The organism is Priestia sp. SIMBA_032 (assembly GCF_046535215.1).
GTDB classification, from domain to species: domain Bacteria; phylum Bacillota; class Bacilli; order Bacillales; family Bacillaceae_H; genus Priestia; species Priestia aryabhattai.
The window spans coordinates 1-301 of sequence record NZ_JAWRXD010000395.1 but is presented as its reverse complement, the minus strand read 5'-3'; the positions used below and the strand labels follow the sequence as shown (position 1 = coordinate 301).

At 35.2% G+C, this 301-nt stretch carries 1 protein-coding gene; it reads left to right on the top strand.

Annotation, left to right across the window (positions count from 1 at the left end):
* Positions 1 to 301 (top strand): transposase (locus SB717_RS34890; protein WP_410907461.1); only part of this gene is annotated, 301 nt, incomplete at both ends.

The following is a 301-nucleotide window of genomic DNA, read 5'->3' as shown; positions in this document are numbered from 1 at the left end:
TTGCCAAAAAGTTGTTCAGGTAGTTGAATATGAAGAGGCCCTTTGTGAATACCCTAAAGTAAAAGAAAAGTTGAATTATCTAAATGAAATTGTTATAGATCACCAAGAAAACCTTAAAGCTTCGAATGATCCTGATGCTAGAATGGGGCATAAAACAGCTGATTCCTCTTTCTTCGGATACAAAACTCATTTGGCAATGAGTGAAGAACGAATTATTACGGCTACAGTGATAACAACTGGTGAAAAAAGTGATGGGAAATATCTTCAGCCATTGTTTGAAAAGAGTCATAAAACAGGAATG